At 70.7% G+C, this 20,371-nt stretch carries 16 protein-coding genes; 4 read left to right on the forward strand and 12 right to left on the reverse strand.

What is annotated here, in order from left to right:
- Positions 1–9 precede the first annotated feature (9 nt).
- From rpsI to eccCa, 8 genes are all read right to left on the reverse strand, one after another.
- Positions 10–549, reverse strand: a complete 540-nt coding sequence (gene rpsI, locus BJ969_RS25585) for a 30S ribosomal protein S9 (protein WP_425503580.1) — start codon at positions 547–549, stop codon at positions 10–12.
- Positions 550–572: 23 nt separating this feature from the next.
- Complete coding sequence (gene rplM, locus BJ969_RS25590; RefSeq protein WP_184483143.1) at positions 573–1,022, reverse strand: 50S ribosomal protein L13; 450 nt, start codon at positions 1,020–1,022, stop codon at positions 573–575.
- A gap of 418 nt (positions 1,023–1,440) precedes the next feature.
- Positions 1,441–1,728 carry a WXG100 family type VII secretion target gene (locus tag BJ969_RS25595; protein WP_184483145.1) on the reverse strand — a complete coding sequence of 96 codons (288 nt, stop codon included), beginning with the start codon at positions 1,726–1,728 and terminating at the stop codon, positions 1,441–1,443.
- A gap of 61 nt (positions 1,729–1,789) precedes the next feature.
- Positions 1,790–2,101, reverse strand: a complete 312-nt coding sequence (locus tag BJ969_RS25600; RefSeq protein WP_184483147.1) for a WXG100 family type VII secretion target — start codon at positions 2,099–2,101, stop codon at positions 1,790–1,792.
- A gap of 279 nt (positions 2,102–2,380) precedes the next feature.
- A complete protein-coding gene (locus BJ969_RS25605; RefSeq protein ID WP_184483149.1) occupies positions 2,381–4,195 on the reverse strand; it encodes a type VII secretion-associated protein in 1,815 nt (604 codons plus the stop codon).
- Between the two features lie 426 nt (positions 4,196–4,621).
- On the reverse strand, positions 4,622–4,834 hold the full coding sequence (locus BJ969_RS25610) for a DUF397 domain-containing protein (protein WP_343071594.1): 213 nt from the start codon (positions 4,832–4,834) through the stop codon (positions 4,622–4,624).
- Positions 4,758–5,759 carry a Scr1 family TA system antitoxin-like transcriptional regulator gene (locus BJ969_RS25615; RefSeq protein ID WP_184483153.1) on the reverse strand — a complete coding sequence of 334 codons (1,002 nt, stop codon included), beginning with the start codon at positions 5,757–5,759 and terminating at the stop codon, positions 4,758–4,760. The genes BJ969_RS25610 and BJ969_RS25615 overlap by 77 nt, the downstream gene beginning before the upstream one ends.
- A gap of 16 nt (positions 5,760–5,775) precedes the next feature.
- Positions 5,776–9,903: a type VII secretion protein EccCa gene (gene eccCa, locus BJ969_RS25620; protein WP_184483155.1), complete on the reverse strand. Its 4,128-nt coding sequence runs from the start codon at positions 9,901–9,903 to the stop codon at positions 5,776–5,778.
- 320 nt (positions 9,904–10,223) lie between these two features.
- Here eccCa and eccD point away from each other — a divergent pair, with 320 nt between their 5' ends.
- Together eccD and mycP are read left to right on the forward strand one after the other, a co-directional pair.
- Complete coding sequence (eccD, locus tag BJ969_RS25625) at positions 10,224–11,639, forward strand: type VII secretion integral membrane protein EccD (RefSeq protein WP_184483157.1); 1,416 nt, start codon at positions 10,224–10,226, stop codon at positions 11,637–11,639.
- An 11-nt stretch (positions 11,640–11,650) separates the two neighbouring features.
- Positions 11,651–13,042, forward strand: a complete 1,392-nt coding sequence (gene mycP / locus BJ969_RS25630; protein ID WP_184483159.1) for a type VII secretion-associated serine protease mycosin — start codon at positions 11,651–11,653, stop codon at positions 13,040–13,042.
- Positions 13,043–13,289: 247 nt separating this feature from the next.
- On the opposite strand, the gene BJ969_RS25635 is transcribed toward mycP, so the two are convergent.
- The 3 genes from BJ969_RS25635 to eccB form a co-directional block, all read right to left on the reverse strand.
- Positions 13,290–14,495 (reverse strand): WXG100 family type VII secretion target, encoded by a 1,206-nt coding sequence (locus tag BJ969_RS25635; RefSeq protein WP_184483161.1) that lies wholly within the window; start codon positions 14,493–14,495, stop codon positions 13,290–13,292.
- Positions 14,495–14,800: a hypothetical protein gene (locus tag BJ969_RS25640; RefSeq protein ID WP_184483163.1), complete on the reverse strand. Its 306-nt coding sequence runs from the start codon at positions 14,798–14,800 to the stop codon at positions 14,495–14,497. Before BJ969_RS25640 ends, BJ969_RS25635 begins: the two co-directional genes overlap by 1 nt.
- Before the next feature lie 133 nt (positions 14,801–14,933).
- On the reverse strand, positions 14,934–16,520 hold the full coding sequence (gene eccB, locus BJ969_RS25645; protein ID WP_184483165.1) for a type VII secretion protein EccB: 1,587 nt from the start codon (positions 16,518–16,520) through the stop codon (positions 14,934–14,936).
- Positions 16,521–16,694: 174 nt separating this feature from the next.
- On the opposite strand from eccB, the gene eccE reads away from it, so the two are divergent.
- Together eccE and BJ969_RS25655 are read left to right on the forward strand one after the other, a co-directional pair.
- A complete protein-coding gene (gene eccE / locus BJ969_RS25650) occupies positions 16,695–17,993 on the forward strand; it encodes a type VII secretion protein EccE (RefSeq protein ID WP_184483167.1) in 1,299 nt (432 codons plus the stop codon).
- A complete protein-coding gene (locus BJ969_RS25655; protein WP_184483169.1) occupies positions 17,990–18,736 on the forward strand; it encodes a hypothetical protein in 747 nt (248 codons plus the stop codon). Before eccE ends, BJ969_RS25655 begins: the two co-directional genes overlap by 4 nt.
- A 173-nt stretch (positions 18,737–18,909) precedes the next feature.
- Here the strand turns inward: BJ969_RS25655 and BJ969_RS25660 are convergent, their stop codons facing one another.
- On the reverse strand, positions 18,910–20,277 hold the full coding sequence (locus tag BJ969_RS25660) for a cryptochrome/photolyase family protein (RefSeq protein WP_184483171.1): 1,368 nt from the start codon (positions 20,275–20,277) through the stop codon (positions 18,910–18,912).
- Positions 20,278–20,371: the final 94 nt, after the last annotated feature.

Genomic DNA, 20,371 nt, shown 5'->3' on the forward strand with positions numbered 1-20,371 from the left:
TACGAAAGGTCAGCGCTTGCTGTACTGCGGAGCCTTGCGGGCCTTCTTGAGGCCGTACTTCTTGCGCTCCTTCTCCCGCGGGTCGCGGGTGAGCATGCCGGCCTTCTTCAGCGCCGGGCGGTCATCGGCGTCGAGCTCGATGAGCGCACGCGCGATGGCCATGCGCAGCGCACCGGCTTGACCGGAGGGGCCACCGCCGTTGAGGTTCGCGTGCACGTCGAAGCCTTCGGCGCGCTCCACGAGAACCAGCGGTTCCTTCACGATCTGCTGGTGCACCTTGTTCGGGAAGTAGTCTTCCAGCGCCTTGCCGTTGAGCTTGAACCCACCGCTGCCGGAGGTCAGGCGCACGCGGACGATGGCTTCCTTGCGGCGGCCGACGGTCTGCACGGCGCGGCCGGACGGGATCGGCGCGAACTCCTGAGGCGCGTCTTCGACCTCGGTCTCGACGTCCGCCTCAGCGGTCTCGGCGAAGTTCTCGCCGATGTTCTCGACGACGTCCTCGCCGACGGTCTCGATAACCGGAGTCTCTTCCGGCTCAGGAGTGGTCACTGGCTGGTCCTCGGGTCCCTCGGTCACTTCTCGACCTTCGCGTTGATCTGGTACGGCTGCGGGTTCTGGGCCTCGTGCGGGTGCTCCGGGCCGGCGTAGACCTTGAGCTTCTTGCCCATGGCCCGGCCGAGCTTGGTCTTCGGCAGCATGCCCTTGATGGCCTTCTCCAACACCCGCTCGGGGTGCTGGGAGTCCAGAACCTGCCCCAGGGACTGCTTGCGCAGACCGCCCGGGAAGCCGCTGTGCCGGTAGTGGAACGCCTGGTCGCGCTTCTTGCCGGTCAGCGCCACCTTCTCAGCGTTGACGATGACGACGAAGTCGCCGGTGTCGAGGTGCGGGGCGTAAGTCGGCTTGTGCTTGCCGCGCAGCAGCAGGGCGGCCTGGGTGGACAGCCGACCGAGCACCACGTCCTCGGCGTCGATGACATGCCAGGCGCGGGTCACCTCGCCGGCCTTGGGGCTGTACGTGCGCACGGATCTACCTCGTCGTCGTTCGCGTCGGAATCTCGGTGCGGACCCCGTGTGTTCCTCTGGGGAGCCCATCGGAACCGTGCCGGGTCGGAAGCCCCGGTCTGGCCGGGGAACCGGCACGTCCTGGGTGTCACCAGAGACCTGTGGCCCCGGTTCGGCCTCGGCTCTCGCCGGGCGTTCCGTTGGGCCGGTCACCGCTCCAACACCGCAGTCGCGCACCGCACAACAAACAATCAGGGTACTCGCTGGCGAAAAGACCCACCGATACGGGGTCCCCCTCATCGGGAAACGCCGTCGACGTGTCTTGTCGCCGAGTGGATGCTACCGGGCGCCTCGGACGCTCCGGACACCCGCCCACCGGAACACCACCGACCCCGGGCCACGGAGGCGCACGGGGTCGGCGACGAGCACGGCGGGAAGATCAGCCACCGAAGCGGCCGGCGTTCTTCGCCTCACCGGCCTGGTAGGAGTCGTTCGCGGCGTTGACGGCCATACCCATCTTCGCGGCGATCTCGATCATGTTCTGGGCGGCCTTGTCCCACTCGTCCTGCGCGGCGCGGTACGCCTCCTGCGCCTGACCCTCCCAGGACGCGACGAGCGGCTTGAGCATGTTCTCCAGCTCGTCCAGCTCGGCCTGGATCTTGGTGGCGGCGCCGCCCAGGTCGTCGGCGGCCTGGCTCAGCTGGCCGAAATCAACCCGAATTTCCATGGTGAAGTCCCCTCACGTGAAGTGGTCGGAAGAAGGTGGAGAAAGAACGTCGGAGGCGAGCTCAGCCGCCGAGCATGCCCTCGATCTTGGAGATCTCCTGGGCCTGCTCCTCCTCGTTCTGGGTGTACGCCTGACCCGAGGTCTGGATGTTCTCGCTGATCTCGCCCAGCTTCTGGTTGATGGTCTTGGCGTTCTCGTTGAACGCGTCCATCAGGCGGCGGAAGACGTCGGACGCGCCGCCCTTCCAGGAGGTCAGGACCGGCTGGATCTGGCCCTCCAGCGTGCTGACCGCGGTCTCGACGTTGCCCCGAACCTCTTCGACCTGGCCTGCGGCCTTCGCCATCAGGTCCGCGTCGGTACCCATCCCGCTCATAGGTGGCCCCCTTCATTCGTTGCTCGAAGATCGATGAACCTACGACGCAGACATTGCCATGTTCGGTTCCGCCCTGTCCCGGCTTTTTCGCAAACGGTTGCTCCTGTGAACGAAGAACGCGGAACCCGCAGGTCAAAAGCCATTAGCGAATGCGAAATGGAGGCGAGCAGCTCGGCAGAACTCGATTCGCGCGAGTGATTTGCACAAGCGATTTGCACCCGCTATCGATTCTTCCCTCTCCCGCCCGTGCGAGAAAAGGCCCGCACCGGCGCACCGGGGTCAGCCGCCGACGGCGAGCGACGAGACGACCTGCTCGCAGGCGGACTCGACCTGCTGCTTGCCCGCGCCGGTGTAGCGGCATCCGACGCTGACCTGGAAGTGCCCCCGGTGCAGCACGAACCACTCCACCGTCGCCCTCGGCAGCGACTCGCGGTAGTACACGACGTCCTCGCCCGCGTACGGCAGCCGCTCGTCGAAGTCCGAGAACCGGCCGCCGTCGGCGTTCAAGCGGTCGTACTGCGCGCGCAGGTCGGCGACGGCGCGGGAACGCCCCTCCTCGGTGTCGTAACCGAGGTCGCCCTGCTGCACCAGGATCAGGTCGTCGCCCCCGGTGGGCGGCGCGATCACCGTCTGCCACAGCTGCGGGTCGCCACCGGTCTGCTGCCAGTCGCCGGGGTAGTCGAAGGCGTACTCGTACTGCGCGACGTGCCGAGCGGGCGGCTCGGCCTGCCCGCTGGTGGCCTGGACGGCCAGCAGCACCGCCACGACCACCACGGCGAGCGCCGCCACCGCGCCACCGGCCAGCACCCACGGCCGCGCCGGTCGCGGCGGCGGAGCGGGGGTGTGGAACACCGGACGGGTCCGATCGCTGCCGCCGATGACGACGGTCGAGGCCCGGCTCAGCGAGTCGTCCGCCGGGGCGGGCCGGGGTGCCCAGGCCTGCTGCGGCCCGCCCGCCACCGGGCGGCGCACGGTGGGCGCGTTCGTGCCCCGGTGCCCGCCCGCGGGAGCGAGCCCGCCGGTGCGCTCCGGGTCGAGCCGCACCGCGCGCAGCGCGCCCCGCGCCACCACCGTCTCCGGCTGGTCCAGGGTGGTCGGCAGGACGCCGGTGCGTTCGTGGATCAGCCGGGCCACCAGCGGGATCCGGCTGGAACCGCCGACGAGGAACACGCCCGCGAGCCGCTCCCTCGGTACCTGCCCGTCGTGGAGCGTGGCCGTCACCAGGTCCGCGGCCTTCGCCAGCGGCGCGGCCACCAGCCGCTCCAGGTCGGCGCGGGTGACGTGCGCGTCGGAGAACGGCGGCGGCATGGGCACGTCGGTGTAGGTGTGCCGGGACAGCGTCTCCTTCGCGCCGCGCACGTCCTGGCGCAGCACGCGGCGCCGGCGCCGGTCGGCCATCTCCCTGCCGTCGACGAGCTTGTGCCACGCGGCCGGGTCCATCCCGGACACGACGGCTCCGATGTGCTCTAACAGCGCCTGATCGATGTCGGCGCCGCCGAAGTTCGGGTCGCCCTTGGTCGCCAGCACCCGGAACGCCTGGCCCTGCTTGCACACGACGCTCGCGTCGACGGTGCCGCCGCCGAGGTCGAGCACGGCCAGCGCTCCCCCGTCGGGCAGGCCGTGCCCCGCGGAGTGGAACACCGCGGCGGCCACCGGTTCGGGGACCAGCACCAGTTCCTTCGCCAACCCGGCGGCGGCTTGGCGCAGCACGCCCGCGCGGACGGCGCCCCAGTCGGCGGGATGGGTGAGCACGAGCAGGTCGACGCCCGCGCCGCCCGCGAAGCGGCGGGCCTCGCCCACCGCGCGCTGCAGCACGGAGCGCACCACGTCGCCGACGCGCAGCACGCTGCTGCCGAGCAGCAGTTCGCCTTCGTCGATGCGGCGCTTGGGGTGCGGTTCGAACCGGGACGGGTCGACGGCCGCCTGCCGCTCCGCCTCGTGGCCGACGAACAGGGTGCCGTCGGCCGCGGCGAACACCGCCGACGGCACCAGCGGCTGGCCGTCGACGACGACCACCTGCGGTTCACCGCCGCCGACGGAGACCACGGTGCACGTGCTTGAGGTGCCGAAGTCGACCGAGACGTGCAGGGACACCCACTACTCCTTCGCGCACCGCCGCGCGGTCGTGGCGGTGTCTTCGCCGGGCCGCTCTCGCGGCGGGACGAACCGTGCGCGAACCCAGATTCCCCCGAACGGTTCGCGCGAGTCGGGGCTCCGATCCCGAATCCACCGAGCACCCTAGAGGCCGAGGGTGCGCACGGTTCAACAGTCTGCCCTCGATCGGGTGGCTTTCGCGACCGGCTCTTGACGCGATGCCCCGATTGTTCCGGAGCGGTGCGACGCGGAATCGCTGTCGTCTGCCGTCCGGTGCCGACTCGCAGGCTACCGGTCCCGTCGGAGACGACGATGCCGGTCGGAGCGGGGAACAAACCGCTCCGACCGGCATCGATGAAGCGGGTTCACGCGTTCCTGCGCGCTCGCGCGGTGAATCCAGGACGCACGTCGTCCGCTACCGCGGACTCAATCGGAATACTTGATCTCGGCCAGGAAAGTGCGCCATTGCTCGCGCCGGAAGCACAACACCTCGGTCTGATCCTTCGAATCCCGCACATCGACCCGCTTCGCGAGGGACCCCACCTCTACGCACGCCGATTGGCTACCGCTGTAGCTCGATTTCCGCCAACGTCCCGTCCCCATGTGCAGTGCCCTCCCAGCACTCGTACCTGCGCGCATAAGCCGCCACGAGTTCCATTGAACAATTCGGACTCAGCGCCGTCCGGCACAGCCTAGAACGAGCGTGCTGAAAGGGCGTTACGTCTTCCGGGTCATCCAGGAAAGCTCCGCAGCGGCGCTGTTCCAGATGGACGACCGGTCTGCTCCGGAGGAACTCCAGCAGCAGGAAGGGGCCGTCCATGCCGGTGTGCGCGCCCGCCGAGAACGGCACCACCTGCACGGTGACGTTCGAGGCCTCGCAGGCGTGCAGCACGGCGCGCAGCTGAGCGGCCATCACCGCAGGCCCGCCCACCGCGCGGCACAGCGCGGCCTCGTCCAGCAGGACCAGGTAGCGCACCGGATCCGCGCGGTTCAATATCCGCTGCCGGGACAGGCGCACCGCGATCAGGCGGTCCAGCTGCTCGACGGCGACATCGGTGGCGGCGAACAGGGCGCGCGCGTAATCGGGAATCTGCAGCAGGCCGGGAATGAGGACTTCGGAGACCTCGGTGATGCTCACCGCGCGGTTTTCCGCATCGATGAGTTCGGTGAGCTGCGTGGGCAGTCCGATACCGGATTCCCACCAGACCGGCTCGTCGATGTCGTACGCGAGCCGAAGCAGTCGATCCCGGTTCGCGCCGCGCACGTCGACCGCATCCAGGAATGCCCGCACCGAATTCGGCGCGAGGCGGCGGCGTGCCGTCTCCATCCGGCTGACCTTCGCCTCCGAACAACCGATCAGATCACCGAGCTGACGCAATGTCAGACCGGATTGCTCGCGGGCGACGCGCAATTCCTTTCCTAGCGCTCGGGCGCGGGGGGTATCCGGCATGGCCCACACCCTAGGCGCGACGACCGGCGAAGATCTTCGCTCGATCGTGTCATTCACCGAGAGCGACGAAGAACCTCCCCCACCGCGCGGATGGGGGAGGTTCTCGTTGCTCACCAGTGCGATCCGCCGATCACTCCGGCTGGATGTGCGCCGCCTGGATCAGCTGCGGGCCGCCGCGCAAGGTGCGGCTGACCATCATGCCGCGCCCCGTCGGCAGCTGCCGCGACTTGACGTTGCCGACCAGCTGGCCGTCGTCCTTGTTCGCGCTCATCGCGAGACCGGGCGCCGAGACCTCCCGCATCTTGCCGATGATCGGCTCGAACAGCGCCCGGCTGGCGTTGCCCGAGTTGCGGGCGATCACCATGTGCAGCCCCACGTCGGAGGCCTGGGCGACGTACTCCGCCAGCGGTGCCAGCGGGTTGTTGCCCTGGGGCGAGATGAGCTCGTAGTCGTCGACCACGATGAACAGGTCCGGCCCCTTCCACCAGGAGCGGTTGCGCAGCTGGTCCTGCGTGACGTCCGGTCCGGGCATCCGCTTCTTCAGGGCCGCGCCCACGTCGCGCACGTTGTTCTTGAGCTGGTCGACGCTGACCGCGTACTCCATCAGGTGCGGGGTCTGCACGACGCCCAGCATCGTCCGCCGCACGTCGACCAGGAGGATCATCGCCTCCTGCGGCGTGTAGCGGGTCGTGATGCCTTGCACGATGGTGCGCAGCAACGAGGTCTTGCCCGACTCGCGTTCGCCGAACGCGTAGAAGTGCGGCTCCGCCTTGAAGTCCAGGTAGACCGGGTTGAGCCCGTCCTCGTTGATGCCGATCGGCACCAGGTGCGGCCGGGGCTGCTGCTCCTTGGCGGGCAGCTGCTCGTAGGGCAGCAGTTCCGGCAGCAGGCGGACCTGCGGCGCGGGCCGCCCCTTCCAGGAGCTCTTGACCCGGTTGACCAGGTCGGCGACGCCGTCGGCGAGGTCCTCGTTGTAGAGCTCCCACGCGGGCCGCGGGTTCGGCGAGCCCTCGGGGGTGCGGCCCTCCTGCTCGGCCTTCTCGAACTCGGCCACGCGCGCGGCCTCGGCCTTGACGCGTTCGCTGAGCTGCTCGCTGTCCACTCGGGGCAGTGCCGTGAGGAAGTGCAGGCCCGTCGGGTGCAGTCCGCGGCCGGGGCGGCCGACCGGGACGATCTTGGCGATCTTGCGGTCGAACTCGGACTCGCCGGGGTCACCGAGCCGCAGCTCCATCCGGGTGCCGAGCGCGTCCTTGAGCTGGGGGCGGATGCCCGCCCACCGGTTCGCCGCGAGGAACACGTGGACGCCGAACGCGAGGCCCTGCTGGACCAGGTTGTTGATCTCCGGTTCCAGTGATTCCAGTTCGGACTCGGCGCGGAACGCCTCCCAGCCGTCGATGATCAGGAAGACGTCGCCGTACGGGTCGTTGGTGATCTCGCCGCGGCGCTTGCGGTTGCGGAAGTCGGCCATCGAGTCGATGCCCGCCTCCTGGAACCGGCCTTCCCGAGCCGTCACCAGCGACTTGATCTCGGCGATGGTGCGGCGCACCGTGTCCAGGTCACGCCGGTTGCCGTAGGCGCCGACGTGCGGCAGGTTCCGCAGCGCCGAGAGCGACCCGCCACCGAGGTCGATGCAGTAGAACTGCACCTCCTGCGGGGTGTGCGAGAGCGCCATCGAAGTGATCATGGTCCGCAGCAGGTTCGACTTGCCGGTCTGCGGCCCGCCGACCACGGCCCCGTTGCCCTCGGAACCGTTCGCGAACTTCAGGATCAGGTGGTCCTGGCGCTGGTTGTAGGGCACGTCGACCAGGCCGATCGGCACTTCCAGCTTGCCGGCGCCCGCGGACCCGGCCGCGGTGTACCCGCGGTCGTCGGTCGCTTGCAGCGGCGGCAGCAGGCCGTCCAGCGTGGGCGGCGCGTCCAGCGGCGGCAGCCACACCGAGTGCGCGGGCGGTCCCGCGCCCTCGACCTTCCTGATCACGAGCTGGAAGTCGGTGGGCGCGAGTTCGTCCACCTTCTTCTCCTTGGGCTCCTCCGCCACCGGGGTCTCCGGCTCCGGGGGCTTCTCGATGAAGTCCGGGATGAAGAAGCGCGGGCGCTTCTCGCCCGTCACCGGCGAGGCGGCCTGGCCCATCGGGCGCCGGCCGCTGGTCTGGTGCAGGTGCCCGGAGACGTAGGAGGCGCGGAAGCGCTCCATGCCCTCCGGGTGCTTGAGGTAGCCGTGCCCACCGGAGGCAGGCAGGTCCGCCGCGTCCGGGATGCCGATCGCGGCGCGGGACTCGGAGGCGTTGAACGTCTTCAGGCCGATCCGGTAGGACAGGTGCGCGTCGAGGCCGCGCAGCTTGCCCTCCTCCAGCCGCTGGGACGCCAGCAGCAGGTGGACCTGCAGCGACCGACCCACTCGACCGATCTTGGCGAACAGGTCCGCGAACTCCGGCTTCGCCTGCAGCAGCTCGCCGAACTCGTCGATGACCACGAACAGCGCGGGCAGCGGCTCCTGGGCGTTGGCGTCGCCGGCCTCGTAGAGCTTGCGGTAGTCCCAGACGTTCTTGGCCTTCGCCTTGTCCAGCACTTCCTGCCTGCGGTTGGTCTCCCCGGCCAGCGCGTCCTGCATGCGGTCGACCAGCGTGGAGTCGTCACCGAGGTTCGAGATGCTCGCCGACACGTGCGGGGCGGACTCGAAGCCGTTGAACGTCGCACCGCCCTTGAAGTCGACGAGGACGAAGTTCAACGACTCGGAGGAGTGCGTGGCCAGCAGGCCCAGCACGATGGTGCGCAGGAACTCGGACTTGCCGGAACCGGTCGCGCCGATGCACAGGCCGTGGGGCCCCATGCCGTCGGAGGCCGTCTCCTTGATGTCCAGGTGCACGATCTCGCCCTGCTCGCCGGGGCCGATCGCGACCCGGTACAGGTCCTCCTTCGGCCGCGGGCGCCAGGCCTCGTTGAGGTCGAAGGTCACCGGGTCACCGGCGAGGCCGAGCTGCTCGATGTAGTTGAGCTGGGTGGTCAGCGGCTCGACGGCCCCGCTGTCCTCGACGGCCGAGGCACCGGCCGCGATGCGGTACGGCGACATCAGGCGGGCCACCGCGGTGGCCTCCTCCATGGTCAGCGAGTCCGGCTCGCCGAACCACTCCACGCTGCCCGGACCGCGGGCGCCGATGCGGTCGGCCTCCACCACGATGCGCATGCCGCGGCGCTGGGTGATCTGACCGAGCACATCGGACAGGTCGATCATCGTGACGCCGGCGAGTCCGCCTTCGACGATCAGCTGCTCCTCGCGGCTGATCTCGGCGTCGTCGAGCAGGATCACGATGTGCGGCTGGCCTTCCGGCGGGGCCGCGTTGCGCTGGAACCGGGCGCGCTCGGCGAGCTGCTCGTCGAGCATCTCCTCGATGCCCCACAGCGACCCGGCCATCAGGCGCATCGGGCCGATGCCGTCGGTCTCGGTGGGGTGCTGGGCGTGCGGCAGCCACTTCACCCAGTCCCACTCGGTGCGGGCCCGCCCGCTGGAGGCGACCGCGATGATCACGTCGTTCGGCGAGTGGAAGGTGGCCAGCTGGGTCAGCATCGCCCGCGCGAGCCCGCGGGTGAGCGCGCGCTCGCCCTGCAGGCCGACGGCGGCGAAACCGCGCAGCGAGGTGGCGATCGGCAGTTCCGACACCAGCGAGTGGGCGCGCACGAAGCGGCGCAGCGCCAGCGTGGTGATCGGCTCCAGCTCGTCGACCGGGCCGGTCTGCGGCGGCACCAGGCGGGTCTCCAGCCGCTGCGAACCGCGACCCACCCGGACCTGGCAGAAGTCGTTGTCGTTCGGACGCCGCTCCCACATCCGCCGCGTGCCGTTGGCGACCGACCACAGCGTCTGCGGGTCGGGGTGCACCCACTCGCGCGCGAGCCGCTGCTCGTCGGCCGCTTCGCGGGCGCGGTCGCGCATCTGACCGAGGTAGCGCAGGTAGTCCTTGCGGTCCTCGTTCATCTCGGCCTTCTTCTGGCCGCCGTCCTTGCCGCCGCCCGCGATCATCCCGAAGGTCGACACGAGCATCATCATCGGCATCATCATCATCATCGGGTTGTCCTTCGCCCGCTGAAGCATGAAGACCATCATCCCGAGGGATGCCACGATCATGACGCCCGGAAGCACCTTCTGGACGATGTTGCCCGGAATCACCCGGGGGATCTCGGGTGGCGGTTCGAGGTGCACCTCGCCGCCCGGAGGCCTCGGAGCGGCCATGCGTGGCGTTCGCTTGAACTGCAGCGTGCTCACCGGAGGCAGCAACCTTTCAAGTCGTAGCAATGTGGAGCGGCGGGCTCAGTGGCGACGCCCCTACTGCCGCAGGCGGCATTCTGTACCGTCCACGGCACTGACTTCAGCAGGACCCAGGGCGTTCCGGTTCGTCCGTGACCAACCGGATACGAACCCGTTGGCACGAGTTCGACCAAACCCTTCACTCCCGCGTGGTCGGTGCGGCCATACTAGGGGCGCTCTTCGGCCGGGCGGGCCGCTTTCGGCGAGAAAAGCCGCACTTGGCCGGATCGAGGCGCAGAAGGACCCAAATGCAAGGACCTAGGAAGTAGGGGGCCTCAGTGGCGACCGGGACCACGGTGTTCAGCCGCGTGACAGTGGTGGCGCCGAATACTCGCATCGACTTGGCGCTGCCCGCCGACGTCGCGGTGGCGGACTTGCTGCCGATGCTGCTGGACATGGCCCGCGAGGGCAGCGTCGACGGCGGTTCGCGACACGGCGGCTGGTGCCTGGCGAAGCTCGGCGACGAGCCGTTGGACAACAGCCAGACGCTGGCGTCGCTGGGCATCGTGGACGGTGATCTGCTCCAGCTGCGGCGTCGTTCGGACAATCCGCCCCCGCCGCTGTACGACGACGTCGTGGACGCGCTCGCGGAGGCCGAGCCGGGCAGCTACCGGCCGTGGACGAAGGAGACGGCGGCCAAGATCGGGCACACCGCGGGCGTGCTCGGGCTCGTCGCCGCGGCGGCGTCGTTAGGGCTCGCCGGCCAGTTCGGCGGCATCCTGTTCCACGTCATCACCGCGATCGTCGCGGTCGTGGTGGCGGTGTTCGCCACCGGCATCGGCTCGGTCGTGACGCGCGCCTACGGCGCCGCGACGACCGGCACCGTGATCGCCGGGGCGGGCGCGTTGCCGATGGCCTTCGTGGCCGGGCTCAACGCGGTCCCCGGCAACGACCTGCGTCCGGCGCTGCTGCTGGCCAGCGCGCTGGTCCTGATCTTCGCCGCGATCTCGCTGATGGTGATCGGCACCGGCATCGTGACGTTCATCGCCGCGGCCACCGTGTCGGCGTTCGCGGTGCTCGCGTTCATCGCCACGCTCCTGCTGCCCAGCGGTGCCAGCGCCGCCGGTGTCGCGGCGGGCGCGGGGGCCGTCGGGCTCGCCGGGATCTCGCTGCTGCCGAGGCTGACCATCCAGCTCGCGAAGCTGCCGCTGCCGCACGTGCCGGGCAACGCCGACGACCTCAAGGAGGACGAGGGCTTCCCGGACTACCGCATGATCGAGCGCCGCACCGGCCTCGCCCACCAGTACATGACCGGCCTGATCATCGGCTGCGGCCTCACCGCCGCGCTCGGCGCGATCCTCGCCGTGACCGTCCCCGGCGGCGGGGTCTGGGGCGCGCTGTACGCGATCGTCGTCGCCGCGGTGCTGCTGCTGCGCGGGCGCAACTACGCCAACGGCAGCCAGGCCGTGGCGCTGCTGCTCAACGGCCTGCTCGCCGCCGTCGGCGTGGCTGCCGGGCTGCTGGTGCAGACCGCGCTGATGCCGGTGGCCGTGGCGTGGGTGTTCCCGCCGCTGGTGCTGCTCGGCGTGCTGGCGCTGGTGTTCGGCGTGGTGTTCCCGAACCGCCGGTTCTCCCCGGTGCAGCGCCGCACGGTGGACATCCTGGAGGCGGTGCTGATCGCGCTGGTGCTGCCGCTCGCGCTCGGCGTCATGGATCTGTACATGACCATCCGCGACCTCAACATCTCTCTCTGAGGGCGAATTCGATGCGCTTCAACTCGCGTGGCGGGAAGCTGCGGTGCGGCCTGGCGTTGATCTCCGTGCTCGGCCTGACCGCGCTGGGCCCCGCCCAGCCGGCCATGGCCGATGAAGTGGAGTTCCAGCCGCCGCCGCTGTCCCCGGCGACTCCGCCGTCCGGTCCGCTGTCGGTGAGCGGCAACTTCGAGCCGACCCAGGGCTGCATGCAGGCCAACACCAGCGGTTCCTCCGTCGAGGAGAAGCCGTGGAGCCAGCTCGTGCTCGGCTTCGAGCAGGCCCACGAGGAGGGTCTGACCGGCGCGGGCAAGACGGTCGGCGTGATCGACACCGGGGTGAACCCGCATCCTCGGCTCAACCTCAACGGTGGCGGCGGCAGCGCCGTGCCGGACGGCGGGGCGAACTCGGACTGCGACGGCCACGGCACCGTGGTGGCCGGGATCATCGCCGCCTCGGAGGACCCCAGCACCGGTTTCGTCGGGGTGGCGCCGCAGTCGACGATCATGTCGCTGCGCCAGTCGTCCTCGCTGTTCCAGGACAAGGCGCAGAACAAGACGATCGGCGACACCCGGACGATGGCGCAGGCCATCCAGTACGCGGCCGATCAGAACGTCGACGTCATCAACATCTCGCAGTCGTCGTGCCAGTCGATGGCCGCGGCGATGGCCGACGGCGGCGGCTACAACAACCTGCTCTACAACGCCGTCAAGAACGCCTACGACAAGAAGATCGTCATCGTGGCGGCGGCGGGCAACACGCAGGACAGCTGCCAGAAGAACCCCAGCGGCAACCCGACGACGGCCGTGCTGCCCGCGTGGTTCGACGAGTACGTGCTGACGGTCGGTTCGATCGGGCAGCAGGGGCAGCCGTCGGAGTTCACCGTTCCCGGCCCGTGGGTGGACGTCGCGGCACCGGGCGAGGACCTCGCCGCGCTCGACCCCGGCAGGGGCGGCTCGGGCGTGGTCAACCAGCTCGCCACCGGTCCGCAGGGCGAGCCGGGGCCGATCCAGGGGACCAGCTTCGCCGCGCCCTACGTGTCCGGGCTGGCGGTGCTGATCAAGGAGAAGTTCCCCGAGCTGTCGGCCAAGGAGGTCATGGATCGGATCGAGAAGACCACGCTGAGCCCCGGCGGCCCGAACGGGCGCAACGACATCGTCGGGTACGGCATGATCGATCCGATGGCGGCGCTGAGCGACGTCGTGCCCGCCGAGCACGGCAAGCAGCCCGCACCGGCCAAGCCTGCCCGGCTCGGTGCGGACGCCATCCCGCAGACCGACTGGGCCGCGATGACGATCGCGGTAGGCGGCTCGCTCGGCGGCATCGGCGCGGTCCTGTTCACCGCGTTCCTGCTCAACGCCGTGCGCACCGTCCGCGCTCGCCGCGCGGGCGACGACGAGGACTGAGCCCGCGAACGACGAAGGCCCGGCGGAGTCCCCTCGGACTCCCCCGGGCCTTTTCGCGTCCGCAGCCGGACTCCCGCCCGATGTCACGGTGTGGACGATTCCGCCAATTTCGCGAGAAATTGAACCACCCGGACGAGGCGAACCGCCCGATCCCGCCCCGCACACCCCCTCCTGAACAGCCAGAACAGTTGTCCACAGGGGGTGTACGACACGCTGGTCCCGTTCAATTTCTCGCGAAATCGCGGGACTACGGGTGCTTCTCCTGCTGCTTCTTCTTGGTGTCGCCGAGGACGGGTTCGGCCGCGGGCGCCGGGGTGCCGAACAGCTCGGACGGGTCCGCTTTGGCGCGGGGGCGCTTCGGGCGGCGTTGGCCGCCGCCCGCACCCGCTCCGGCCATGCCCGCCATCGGCATCATGCCGCCGACCATGCCGCCACCGGCCATCGCGCCGCCGGTGGCCGCCGCCGCGGGACCGGCCGCGGGGACGGCGTCGGCGCCGTTCGTGGCGTCCGGATCATCGGCCTGCGCGGAGACCGTGGCGGCGGGATCGTCGGCCTGGGCTGGAACGGCGGTGTCCGGTTCGTCGGCCTGCGCTGGAATCGTGGCGGCCGGTTCGTCGGCTTGCGCGGCGACCGTCACGGCCGGAGTGGGGTCCGCCGAGTCGCCGGGCGCCGGTTCCGCAGCGGTACCGGTCCCGAAGTCCGTCCACAACGGACTTCCCGACACCGTGGCGAGGTCGGGTGCGGACGGCAGCGCGTCCTCCTGCTCGGCGCAGAACCGGCCGAAGGCGGCCATCGTCTCGGTGACGGACTCCGCCAGCCCGGCGGCGGGGCGCCGGATCCGCATGAGGTGTTCGCGAGCCGCCGGCAGGTCGGAATCCGGTTCGCGCAGCGCCGCGTGCACCGGCCCGGCCACCGAAGCGATGAGCTCCCGCATCTCCCGGCCCAGCACCCGCAACGACTCGGCCACGCCGTCGAGCTCGTCGGCCAGCGCGGTCACGGCGACCGCCAGCTCGCCGCCGCGCGCGCCGATCCGGCGCACCTGCGCGACGAACGCGTCGGAGTCCGCCCCGTCCCAGCAGCCGTCGATGCCGCTGACCTGATCGGACACCAGGGACATGCTCGGGTGCAGCACGGACGCCGCCGCCCGCCAGGACTCGGCGGCGGGTCGCAGCTGCTCCCCCGCCCCGGTGGCGACGGCGAACTCGGGCCCGAACGGGTCGGGCACTTCGAGGATTCCGATGGCCTGGCGCAGGAATTCCAGCTGCACCAACACGTCCTGCCGGTCGATCTCGAACGCGGGCTCGGCGGGCGGCGCGGCCTCGGCGACCGGCGGCTCGACCGGAACCACCGGGTCGCCTTCCGCGTCCGCGGGCTCCGATCGCACCGCCGCGCGAACCGTCCACAAGTCGTTCGACTGCAACATCCCGGAGTCCCCCGGGTCCGCCGACGCCATCACGCCTCCCCCTCGCGACCCAGCTCTGCGGCGTGGTCCTCGTCGTCGGCCTCGTGCCGCGCGAGCACCGCGGCGAGCTCGTCGCCCGCGTCCGCTACGGCGTGCGCGGTCCCGAAGATCCGCTGCCGCAACGCCCCGACGAGCCGGTCGTAGGGCTCCGCGGCCGCCGCGCCCCAGGCGCCGAAATCGGCACCGCTCGGCGCCGCGCCCCGTTCCCGGCCGGCTTCCCCGACCGCGGATCCGGCCGCCCGCAACGCTTCCGCGTGCCGCGCCAGCTCGTCGGTCTCGATCCGGATCCCCGCCATCCGGCACCTCCCAGTAGTCGTCGTCCCCGGCCCCGAGGGCCGGAAAGCGGTCCGCCCGCAGATCCGAGTGGACCTGCGGGCGGACGCACCATCCCTGGGACGGGAACCGAGGCGCAACGGTTCCCCCTACGAATCAGCTACCGGTCGCGGAACTCCCGGACTGCTGCTGGGCCTGGGGATTCGGCGGCGGTCGGTTCACCCCGCCCGGCGGCACCGGGACGGAGTCGTAGACGTAGCTCGCCTGCGCCGGGTCGAGCAGGTCGCCCTTGGGCAACGTGCGCAGAATCCCCGACGGACCCGCCTGCAGCCCGACCGGACTGTTGATCACGCCGAGCCCCTGCGCGGTCGCGGCGTCCTTGATGCCGTAGATCACGCCCTGGTCGGAGACCAGGTACAGCGGGCCCGAGTCGGAACCGGCCTCGTTGGACGCTCCCCGCACGACCGCGGCCTTGCCCGCGGGCATGAAGAAGTAGTCCACCTTCGGCCCGGTCCCGTCGTGCTGGGCCAGCTTCACCGGGGCGGTCTTCGCGGGCGACTTCTCGCCCGTGGTGACCGTGATGTGGTGCTGCCCGTTGATGTTGCGCCAGCTCACGCAGGACGTCGCCGCCTGCTGGAAGTTCAGCGGCTTCGGGACCACCGTCGGGAACGCGTCCATGTCGAGCTTCTGCGTGTCCGCCGTCGGCGCCTCCGTGATGGTGCCCGTGGAGTTCGGGATCTCCTGGCTGCCGCGCTTGCTGGCGTGCAGCACCGCCGCCGCACCAGGGCTGATCTCCTGCTTGCCCTCGGGCAGCAGCGCGTAGAACTTCTCCGGCGCACCGGCGACGGTCTGCTTGACCACATCGCCCGAGTCGTACGGGTTCTGCATGTAGCCGACCGGACCGCTCGGAGCCTCCGGGATCTGCAGCGCGGGCGCGTCCGGCACGGAGTTCAGCATGTTCGTGCTGATCGTGCGCGGGGTCTGCCCGTTGAGCCCGTAGATGTCCATCACGGCCTGCTCGGAGCGGTCCACCTGGGCCTTGACGGCCTTCGTGTTCGGACGGCCCGGCAGGTTCTCGACCCGGTAGATCAAGTACTCCTGCCCGGAACTGGCGTCCTGCACGAACAGCGACTCGTCCGGCGCCAGTTCGGTGCCGTGGTCGGCATCGCCGCCGATGACCGTGGTCTCCACCTTGGTCGACCGCTGCGCCTGGTCCGCGTCGACGTTGTCCCGGACCTGGCCGACATCGCAGATCGCCCACGCGGGCTCGGCGATGTTGCCGGGATCCGGCAGGTAGTTGGGGGCGTTGACCATGCCGGTGCGGGGACCGCGCGGGAAGTCGGCCAGCGCCGACTCCTTCACGGTGGTCGCCTGCACGGCCTGACCGCCCTGGCCGCCGCCTTGCGCCATCACCAGGAGCTTCGCCGACGCCATGTTCAGCATCGGGATCAGCCGCTTCTGCGCCGCGTCGTCGGCGGTGACGACGTACACGCTGCCGCTCTCCTTGCCGACGACGATCGACCCCGGATCCGGAACCGAGCCCTTCCCGCCGAACAGGCCCCAGACCAGGAACCCGATCAGCCCGATACAGGCGAGGATGGCGCCGGCGACGGTCGCGCGCTTATGCGAGCCCATCGGATCGTGCAGCATCACCGCGTCTTTGCGCACCAGCGCCGATTCCATGCGGCGAAGGACGAACTGATACGCCTGAACCTGTGACTTCGTTGTGGGTGTTGATGCCATTCTTCGCCTACAGCTCTCCCGTCCGAGGTACGGTTCCGCAGGATAGCCGTAGAGAGGCGCCGCACGGGTCCGGTTCGATGGAACCCTTCCGCATTCTCTGGGAACGGCTGCCGAATGACCTGGTTGGCGCACCTACCGCGTGCGCACTACCTGCGAGGGGAAGAGACCGAACGGATGTCCGTCAGTACGCAACATCCGGCCCAGCCGAACGCCTCCGGTACCGGCGGTGGTCGTACGCGCATCCGAGCGCGTCGGCGCACCATCGGGGCCAGCCTCGGGGCGATGCCGGTGGCCAACATCGTCGTCATCGAGGTCGGCCTGGCGCTCGGCCTGATCCTCGTGTTGCTCAACGAGATGCTGTGGCCGGTGGCCGCGGGCGTCGCCGCGCTCGCGCTGATCATCGCGCTGCTGCGCAGGCGCGGGCGCTGGTTCACCCAGTGGTTCGGCCTCGTCCTGGACTACCGCACCCGCAGCCACACCCGCCGTTCCGTGCCGCCGTCGGACGACGTCAGCGAGTTCGCCGAGGACAAGAACGGCGACGGCATCATCGGTCCGGATGAGAACCACCGGGTGGCGCTGCTGCGCATCCTGGTGGAGGACCTCGTCGTCGCCCGCGGCCAGGACCACGACCGCAATCCCGTCGGATTGTCATGGCACAACGGCAAATGGACCGCGGTGCTGATGGTCGACCCGACGCCGCCGCTGCTCAACCCCGCCAACTCCGCGCCGAACCTGCCGCTCGGAGTGCTCACTCCGTGCTTGGAGGACCGGGGCGTGGTGCTCGACGCGATCCAGGTGATCTGGCACTGCTACCCGGGCAGCACCGCGCTGATGCCCGACTCGCCCGCGCTGAACTCCTACTTGGAGCTGATGGGCAATTCCTCCGCCGCCGCGCGTCGCACCACGTGGGTCGCGGTGCGGCTGGATCCGCAGACCTGCGCGAAGGCCATCGGGGAACGCGGCGGCGGCATCATCGGCGCGCACCGGGCGCTGATCGGCGCGCTGTCCCGGGTGCGCAACGCGCTCGCGGGGCAGGGCATCGTGACCCGGCCGCTGGACCCGGACGAACTGCTGCAGGCCGGGGTCGCCTCCGCCGAGCTGCAGGACGCGCTCGGCACCCAGCGCCCGATCGGCTTGAAGGAGCGGTGGAGCGGCGTCACCGCGGACCGCTTCAGCCACTCCAGCTACGCGATCACCGGCTGGCCGAACCACATGAGCGAGAGCATCAACGCGCTCACCGGGGTCCGGGGGCGCTCCACGAGCATCGCGCTGTCCATCGCACCGACCGGTGAGGACGGTGAGGTCGGGCTGCGCGGCCTGGTCCGGATCAGCGCGCGGAGCCCGGAGGCGCTCGGCACCGCCGACCACCAGCTGCGCAACATCAGCAACAAGCTCAACCTCACGCTCACCCCGCTGCGCGGGATGCAGCTGGCCGGGCTGACCGGAACGCTTCCGCTGGGAGGTGCGGCATGAGCCGGACCCGCACGCTCGACACTCCGGGCAACAGCACCGGTACCGCCCCGGAATTCCTGGTGCGGCCCGAGATGCTCGACCTGGTCGCCCCGCCCGGGGACCGCGGCGGCATGATCATCGGGGCGGGGCCGAACCGCGAACCGATGACGGCGTCGATCCTGCGTCCCGAACCGACGCGCCTGGTCACCGTCGGCGGCCTGTACCTGGCCCGGCAGATCGCGCTGCGCGCCATCGCCGCCGGCGCCTGGGTGCACGTGGCGACGGGGCGGCCCGCGGCGTGGCGGGCGGTGGAGCAGGCCGCCGGGCGCACCCCGGACGGCAAGCCCGCACCGGTGTTCAGCTTCCGCAGGCTCGCGCCGTACGACCTGCCGCGCGGCAGCGAGGACGCACCGCTGCTGATCATCCACGACGGCGGCGCGGTGCCGCAGGAGATGTTCGCGCCGCGCACCCCGTGGCAGACCACGATGTACGTGCTGCCCTACCTGCACCCGCAGGCGGGCAGCGGGACCGCGGCGAACGCCGCCGACCTGATCCTGCTGCAGCGGTTGCCGTTGCAGCAGGCGCAGCTGGCGGCCCGGTTCTGGTACTTCGAGCCGCAGCGCCGGCAGCAGCAGATCCAGCAGCTCACGCAGCTCTCGGACGACAGCGTGATCGCGCTCGGCGACATGATGTGGCGGCCGATCACCCTGGTCAGCGGCGCGAAGGAACGCGAGATCCTCGGTCCCATCCGCCGCGGCGACTGAGTCCACACCGCACCGCAGCACGGCCCGCGCCTCCGCGAAGGAGAGCGCGGGCCGTTCTTCGTTGCGGGGCAACGCTGCGCGCCTGCCAGCGGCGACCCAGCACGCGGGTCGGCCACCGGCGGGTTCTCAGCGGTTCCTAGTGCGGACGGCTTCCTCGTTCGGAGCACCGGTCTTCACGTCGAGGTCTTGATCTCGCCGTAGCGGGCGAGGGCTTCCTGGCGTTCCACCCCGTGCTCGACCATCGGCGGCGGGTACCCGTTCGGCGGGCCCTCCGGCAGGGTCCACGGCTGGTGGGTCCGCTTCGCGTCGAGACCGCGCAGCTCCGGGACGTGCTCGCGGACGTAGCTCCCGTCCGGGTCGAACTTCGTTCCCTGCGTGATCGGGTTGAAGATCCGGAAGTACGGGGAGGCGTCGGTGCCCGAACCGGCCGCCCACTGCCAGCCGTGCTGGTTCGACGCGAGGTCCCCGTCGACGAGGTGCCGCATGAAGTGCCGCGCACCCCACCACCACGGCAGGTGCAGGTCCTTGACCAGGAAGCTCGCCACCACCATCCGCACCCGGTTGTGCATCCAGCCCACCGCGAGCAGCTGCCGCATCCCCGCGTCGACGATCGGGAAACCGGTGCGGCCCGCGCACCAGTCCTCGAACCGCTCCCACGCGTCGTCACCGGTGTCCAGCCGCATCCGGTCGAACCGGGTGTCGAAGTTGTGCCGCGCGCTGCCCGGCCAGTTCCACAGCACGTCGGCGTAGAACTCGCGGAACACCAGCTCGTCGCGGTAGCTGCTCGCGCCGTCGCCGGTGCTGCCGTCCAGATCGGCGAGCAGGGTGCGCGGATGCACGCAGCCCCACCGCAGGTACGGGGACATGCGGCTGGTGCCCGCGCGGTCCGGGCGGTCCCGGTCCCCGTCGTAGCCGGTGAGCGCGGAGTCGCGGAAGTCGTCCCAGCGCTCCAGCGCGGCCCGCTCCCCCGCGGGCGGCAGCACGGTCCCGCCCAGGTCCTCGTCCTCGGGGATACCGGCGGCGCGCACCTTCCGCGGCAGCAGCCAGTCCACCGCGGACTCGTCGGTGTCCGCGGGAGCGGGCCTGCCGTGCTCTTCCCAGGCTCGCCGGAACGGCGTGAACACCTTGTAGGCGGTGCCGTCGCGCTTGGTGATCCGCCCCGGCGTGACCGCGTACGGCGAACCGGTGACGACCCAGTCGACCCCCAACGCGGCCCGGACCCGCTCGTCGCGTTCCCGGCCGTAGGGCCCGGCGTCCGCGGAGACGTGCACGGAGTCGGCGCCGACCTCCGCGACCAGCTCGGGCAGCACCTCCGTCGGGTCTCCGCGCAGCACCAGCAGCCGGCCGCCGATGCTCGCGTCGAGCTCCCGCAGGCAGCGGTACAGGAAGGTGCGCCGAACCGGGCCGGACGGCGCGAGCAGCGCCTCGTCCAGCACGAACACCCCGATCACCCGGCGACCGCCGTCCCCGGCCGCCGCCAACGCCGGATGGTCGCGGACCCGAAGGTCACGCCGGAACCACAGGATCGCGGGTGCGCTCATGCCCGCCGACCCTACGCACCGCGTCGGGACGTGGCCGGGCACGAGTCGGCCCCGGGACCGGCTGGGGAGCCGGGCACCGGGGCCTGGACGGAAC

It is taken from the genome of Saccharopolyspora gloriosae (genome assembly GCF_014203325.1).
Lineage (GTDB): Bacteria > Actinomycetota > Actinomycetes > Mycobacteriales > Pseudonocardiaceae > Saccharopolyspora_C > Saccharopolyspora_C gloriosae.

Excerpts from the sequence above, each read along its gene's own strand:
- BJ969_RS25595 (WP_184483145.1), bottom strand. The coding sequence starts at position 1,728 with ATGGAAATTCGGGTTGATTTCGGCCAGCTGAGCCAGGCCGCCGACGAC.
- BJ969_RS25600 (WP_184483147.1), bottom strand. The coding sequence starts at position 2,101 with ATGAGCGGGATGGGTACCGACGCGGACCTGATGGCGAAGGCCGCAGGC.
- BJ969_RS25610 (WP_343071594.1), bottom strand. The coding sequence starts at position 4,834 with ATGCGCGCAGGTACGAGTGCTGGGAGGGCACTGCACATGGGGACGGGA.
- mycP (WP_184483159.1), top strand. The coding sequence starts at position 11,651 with ATGCGCTTCAACTCGCGTGGCGGGAAGCTGCGGTGCGGCCTGGCGTTG.
- BJ969_RS25635 (WP_184483161.1), bottom strand. The coding sequence starts at position 14,495 with ATGGCGTCGGCGGACCCGGGGGACTCCGGGATGTTGCAGTCGAACGAC.
- BJ969_RS25640 (WP_184483163.1), bottom strand. The coding sequence starts at position 14,800 with ATGGCGGGGATCCGGATCGAGACCGACGAGCTGGCGCGGCACGCGGAA.
- eccB (WP_184483165.1), bottom strand. The coding sequence starts at position 16,520 with ATGGCATCAACACCCACAACGAAGTCACAGGTTCAGGCGTATCAGTTC.
- eccE (WP_184483167.1), top strand. The coding sequence starts at position 16,695 with ATGTCCGTCAGTACGCAACATCCGGCCCAGCCGAACGCCTCCGGTACC.
- BJ969_RS25655 (WP_184483169.1), top strand. The coding sequence starts at position 17,990 with ATGAGCCGGACCCGCACGCTCGACACTCCGGGCAACAGCACCGGTACC.
- BJ969_RS25660 (WP_184483171.1), bottom strand. The coding sequence starts at position 20,277 with ATGAGCGCACCCGCGATCCTGTGGTTCCGGCGTGACCTTCGGGTCCGC.